The sequence below is a fragment of the Nostoc sp. FACHB-133 genome (genome assembly GCF_014698055.1).
Taxonomy (GTDB): domain Bacteria; phylum Cyanobacteriota; class Cyanobacteriia; order Cyanobacteriales; family Nostocaceae; genus Nostoc.
Map to the genome: position 1 here is coordinate 1 of NZ_JACJSH010000139.1, position 5,294 is coordinate 5,294.

4 protein-coding genes and 2 pseudogenes are annotated in these 5,294 nt (G+C 37.8%); 4 read left to right on the plus strand and 2 right to left on the minus strand.

Annotated elements, in window-relative coordinates:
- The first annotated feature begins 826 nt into the window (after positions 1 to 826).
- A complete protein-coding gene (locus H6G86_RS37635) occupies positions 827 to 1,129 on the plus strand; it encodes a hypothetical protein (protein ID WP_206758467.1) in 303 nt (100 codons plus the stop codon).
- A 183-nt stretch (positions 1,130 to 1,312) separates the two neighbouring features.
- On the opposite strand, the gene H6G86_RS39355 is transcribed toward H6G86_RS37635, so the two are convergent.
- Together H6G86_RS39355 and H6G86_RS40300 are read right to left on the minus strand one after the other, a co-directional pair.
- Entirely contained in the window at positions 1,313 to 2,986 is a 1,674-nt protein-coding gene (locus H6G86_RS39355) for a PAS domain-containing sensor histidine kinase (protein ID WP_524538527.1), read from the minus strand.
- Positions 2,966 to 3,457 (minus strand): annotated as a pseudogene (locus H6G86_RS40300) (PAS domain-containing protein); the annotation flags it as partial. The gene H6G86_RS39355 and the pseudogene H6G86_RS40300, both read right to left, overlap by 21 nt.
- A 248-nt stretch (positions 3,458 to 3,705) precedes the next feature.
- Here H6G86_RS40300 and H6G86_RS37645 point away from each other — a divergent pair.
- The 3 genes and pseudogenes from H6G86_RS37645 to H6G86_RS40310 all read left to right on the plus strand — a co-directional run bounded on the left by H6G86_RS37645 (position 3,706) and on the right by H6G86_RS40310 (position 5,013).
- A complete protein-coding gene (locus tag H6G86_RS37645; RefSeq protein ID WP_190938652.1) occupies positions 3,706 to 3,879 on the plus strand; it encodes a hypothetical protein in 174 nt (57 codons plus the stop codon).
- 192 nt (positions 3,880 to 4,071) lie between these two features.
- A pseudogene (locus H6G86_RS40305) lies at positions 4,072 to 4,674 on the plus strand (serine/threonine-protein kinase).
- A 36-nt stretch (positions 4,675 to 4,710) separates the two neighbouring features.
- Complete coding sequence (locus H6G86_RS40310; RefSeq protein WP_524538526.1) at positions 4,711 to 5,013, plus strand: AAA family ATPase; 303 nt, start codon at positions 4,711 to 4,713, stop codon at positions 5,011 to 5,013.
- The last annotated feature ends 281 nt before the right edge of the window (positions 5,014 to 5,294 follow it).

Sequence of the window (5,294 nt, forward strand, 5' to 3'; positions counted from 1 at the left end):
CGATTTCTAGAGTGGAATTAGACTATTGAATATTTAAGCAATTATACAGGATGCATAAGACTACACTTTTTTCATTAAATGGAGTCAAAACTTTTCATGAATATTAACAGCAAAAGCTATGCTCGTGGCAGTGGTAGATTTTATATAGTGGATTGAATCTCTCATTATCTGGATTTCAACTACATCTATCAACCTTAAATAAACTGTATTAATGTATGGCCCCAGGCTTTAGCTTGTGGGCTTAAACTTATTGAAAATAGGCTCAAACTACATAATAGCTAGATTTTAATATCTTGTTGTAGCACTTGTTTACTATCTACACAAAATCTACACATTATTTGCATAGTACTTATATATAAGTTCTATTCTTATGTTTAGATGTTGTAAAGACAAACTCAAGATTTTCATAATTAAGTGAAATCATCCAATTCATTTCTGCATATCATACATTAGTTACTTAGCTTCTCAGTAAAACGGAAAAGTCTAATATTGAATATGCAACTCTCTAAGAGAACTCCAAGAAATTATTCAATTTCATACTCATCAACACGGCTTTTTCTTCCTCTGCTAAGAGCTTGTAAAGTTCTAATTGGAGAAAGCCCCGACACCCTGTGGAAAACTATTTGGGTAACACTTGATAACTTGCCATCGCTACGCTGACAACAGTTCCCAGAGTTTGGGAAATCCACCTAAAGAACTGTTTCACCGCAGCGTCTACATACTTCCTACTTGCTCCCTTGCTCTAGACACAATGAGACATTTCTTTAATTAGAAATCTCTAATACTGATTAAAAAAATAAAAGTCTTAACGTACAAAAAACAAATTATGTTTACAGCCTTCATATCAACCAAATTACCCAAACAAAATACAGACAAATATTTTCTATTTAATCTATTTAGCTTTAAGCAAAAAGTGTCATTGCTTATTACTTTTAGCTTGTTGACATTACCAATTACACTACTAGGATGCAATTCTTCAAATCAAACTGGTCATGCAAAACAACAACAAATCGCTGATATGTACTATGAGATGAAACTGTTAACTAAGAAAATTGATATTAGAGAAGTGATTTTATCACCAGAAGAATATGCCAAAATCACACCTCAAAAATTAACATCTAAACAGTAGAACTGCCTTGAAAATAGAGGCAGGTCTAGTGAGTAAATAAGCAATAATTATGAACTGTATAGAACATAAACAGATGAAAATTGGCATTAAATTTGAGGCACAGCATTAAAATATATCAACTGGTGCTTAAACGAGTCTCGTCAATGGCTGAGGCTCTTAAGAATTCGATTTGTCAACCAGACTTTAACAAAGGGCAGATGTTATCGGTAAGGTAATCACAAATTCTGTTCCAACACCCAAGGTAGAATTCACATCCAAAGTTCCACCATGTTTTTCTATAACAATAGATTGAGCGATCGCTAATCCTAATCCTGTTCCTTTACCAACACCTTTGGTAGTAAACAAGTCGTCAAATACTTTTTGTTTAATGGATTCACTCATCCCTTGACCATTATCAGCAATCCTCACCTCAACCTGTTTGTCTTCCAATGAGGTGGTAATCATAATCCGATTAGGATTGGCTTTAATCTCCCTAAAACTACGGTCTGCATTTGATTCATCCAAGGCATCAATAGCATTCGCTAGTATGTTCATAAATACCTGATTTAATTGACCTGGGAAACATTCTACTTCAGGTAAATTACCATAGTTTGTGATAACTTCAATCTTCGGACGTTGCTCATTTGCTTTCAGACGATGTTTGAGAATTAAAATGGTACTATCAATGCCTTGGTGGATATTGAAAGGTTTTTTGTAATCTCTATCGGCACGGCTGAAAGTGCGGAGGCTGGTACTGATATTTTTCAGCCTATCACAGGCTATCGTCATCGAATCAATCATTTCGGGTAAATCTTCTAAGCTATATTCCAAGTCAATTTCTTCAGCATGGATGAGAATTTCATCTCCGGGAGTGGGGAACTTTTGTTGATAAAGCTTTAAGTGTTCAACAATATCATCAAAGGTGGGTTTAGCTTGTTTGACACTGGCAGCAATAAAGCCCAAAGGATTATTCATTTCGTGAGCCACTCCCGCAACCAATTGACCAATAGAGGACATTTTTTCGCTTTGGAGCAAATGAGCTTGGGTGTTTTGCAGTTCTTTAAGAGTGCGCTCTAAATCTTTCGCTTTTTGCCGTAAAGTTTCTTCCGCTGCTTTGAGTTCGCTGATATCCCTTGCGATTGTCGAGAAATATTCAACTTCTCCATCAGGTGATTTGTGAGCAACAATCAGTTGGGATATGGGAATTTCTCGTCCATCTGCTTTTAAAAGAGCCGTTTCCCCGACCCAATCACCGACTCGAACTGATTCTGGTAATCCTTGATTCTGGATAATTTCATTTGCCCATTTCGGATGATTTTGGCACAAATTTCTCCCCTGAAGGGATTCTTTTTGCCCCAGTTCTAACATTCTGCGAGCTGCTTTATTAAAGTAAAGAACCTGCCCAGTTAAGTCAGCAGTGCTGATAAAGTCTGGCGCTGCTTCTAGAATTGCCAACAACTTCGCCTGTTCTTTCTGAGATTGTTTATGCTCACTAATATCACGAGATACGCCAACAGTCATTATCACTTGACCTAGTTCGTTACGGATCGCAGATTTGATTGTATGGAATAGGCGTACTTCGCCATCGTACTGATTTACTGGCTCTTGGGGAATTTCTAGGGTCTGTCCACTTTCAAATACGTAAGCATCATCTTTGATATATTGCAGGGTATGATCTGGTTCGCTGAAAGGTGCATCAATCATATTTTGAAGCTGTGACTCACTCATCCCGTAATAATCACGAAATGCCTTATTTGCCCAAATAATTCGAGATTTAGCACCTTTAACCAGTACCATATCTGTAATTGCATCAAGAATTTGCTGATAGGTCTTTTCGTTTTCGCGCAGAGCGCTTTCAAAAGACTTTACTTTTGTAATATCCTGTACTGTTGAGACAATACTAGTTACCTTGCCATCAACATTAGTTATCAGAGTGTGACACCAATCACAAATAATCACTGTTCCATTTTTTGTCAGGTTCTTACTGAGATTATTACCTCCCACTTTCTCTTCAATTAATAACTCCATTATTTTGATGACCTCCACTCTCTCACTCTCGGGCACAATTATTTCTGGTACTTGACAACCCAGGACTTCACTTTTGCTGTATCCAAATAGTTGTTCAGCAGCCGGATTCCATTGTATTACTTGAAATGCTGTATTCCACTCAATTAAAGGCAAAGGATTACGTTCTATAAGTAATAAAAATTTATCTTGCAACTGTTTTAAATCTGGCTCTGCTAACTGATGTTCAATTTCCTGACCATTTCCACTAACTTCATCAACTTTTAGCAATTGGTTTACAGAAAAATTGTTACCGGATTGAATGCCTTGCTGTTGAAAGTTCATCCTATCTAACTGACTAATATATTTGCTTGGTACTTAAATCTAGGATTCCCTATTCTTTAGGTAATGTAACATTCCTCTTTCTAATAATATTCATTTGTTGGAAATCGTAGTAAAAAGAGAACAATTCTGAAGGCAGAAGTCCGTCCCTAAGAGTAACTTGAACGAGATGCGGCTTACGCGGATAAAATACAGACCCAGTATGGAATTGAAATTACGCAGAGGGGCAAAGGAGCGCCCGATTGAATGGAATGGATGAGATAATTTGTCGGGCACAAATAGCGATCGCTATCTGTTACAAATGGATAGTGGATGACTCGATTAAATATTTCGCTGCCAAAGAGAATCAAAATTTAGGAGTAGTCAAAGCCAAGAAATCTCTAGGCTCCAAGCTAGATTTGTCTCCTTGGGCTGCGCCCTCTTGAAAAAATGCAATTACCCTAATCTCTCACTGATGGGGGCGAATCTGGGAATACTAAATGCTAAGGTCTTAAAAATTCAAAAGAATTATGATTAACAGTGTAGTTACCATTCCCGGCTATCAAGTCAGTGAAGAACTCTACAACGGTTCTAGAACCTTGGCTTATCAAGCAGTTTGAGAGACTGACCAACAGCCTGTGGTCATTAAGCTGCTGAAAAATCCTTACCCTAGTTTCATCGAACTTTTGTCGTTTCGCAATCAGTACACCATAGCTAAAAATCTCAACTTACCTGGAATTATTCAAACCTATAGCTTGGAAACGTACCAGAATGGCTATGCATTGGTAATGGAAGACTTTGGGGGAATTTCCCTAAAGCAATGGGGAACTGTACCAACTGTCATTGAATTTTTGCTTTTAGCGATCGCCCTGTGCAATATATTAGATATTCTCATTCGTCATCAGATTATTCACAAAGATATTAAACCTGCCAATATTCTGATTAATCCAGAAACTCGTGATATCAAACTCATTGACTTTAGCATTGCATCTCTGCTGCCATAAGAAACCCAAACCCTGAAAAGTCCCAATGTGTTAGAAGGAACACTCGGCTATTTGTCACCGGAACAAACCGGACGGATGAATCGTGGCATAGACTACCGTACTGATTTCTATTCTCTGGGTGTAACTTTTTATGAGTTACTGACAGGGGAATTACCCTTCCGATCAAACGATCCAATGAAGTTAGTGCATTGCCATATTGCCAAACTTCCACCTCTAGTACATGAAATTAATCCATAAATTGCACCGATACTCTCAGAAATTGTCAGCAAATTGATGGCGAAAAATGCCGAAGACCGCTATCAGAGTGCATTCGGGCTGAAATATGATTTAGAAACTTGCTTGCATCAACTCCAGCAAACGGGCAAAATTGAAAGTTTCCCCATTGGGCAACGGGATGTTAGCGATCGGTTCATTATCCCTGAAAAACTCTATGATCGGGGAGAGGAAGTCAAAACTTTGCTAGCAGCATTTGACCGTGTTACTAATCATCAGACGGAACTGATGTTAGTCGCAGGGTTTTCTGGGATTGGGAAAACAGCGATTATTAAAGAAGTTCATATATTGGGTAGGGATTAATTTCTTCCCTTATTTTCGCTGATTTTGATTTCCACTTGCTAGTTCATATGTTCTAACAATTCTGAGATGCTCCCACTTAATCGCATTGAACAACTACGATTCTGTCGAAATCCTGAAGCTTACTTGGCAACTTTTGAGAAACTACTTCTCTAGCAAACTTTGTGGTTCTAGAAAAAAAGGGATACTGCTGGCGAAATATTGCTTAACAAATAAGTTGGCTCCATCAAGAGTTATTTAGGATCTAAAAAGCGATCGCTTGAGGTATGATTCGATGTCACTGA

Coding starts and splice junctions, on each gene's coding strand:
- H6G86_RS37645 (WP_190938652.1), top strand. CDS start 3,706: ATGGATGAGATAATTTGTCGGGCACAAATAGCGATCGCTATCTGTTAC.
- H6G86_RS40310 (WP_524538526.1), top strand. CDS start 4,711: ATGGCGAAAAATGCCGAAGACCGCTATCAGAGTGCATTCGGGCTGAAA.
- H6G86_RS37635 (WP_206758467.1), top strand. CDS start 827: ATGTTTACAGCCTTCATATCAACCAAATTACCCAAACAAAATACAGAC.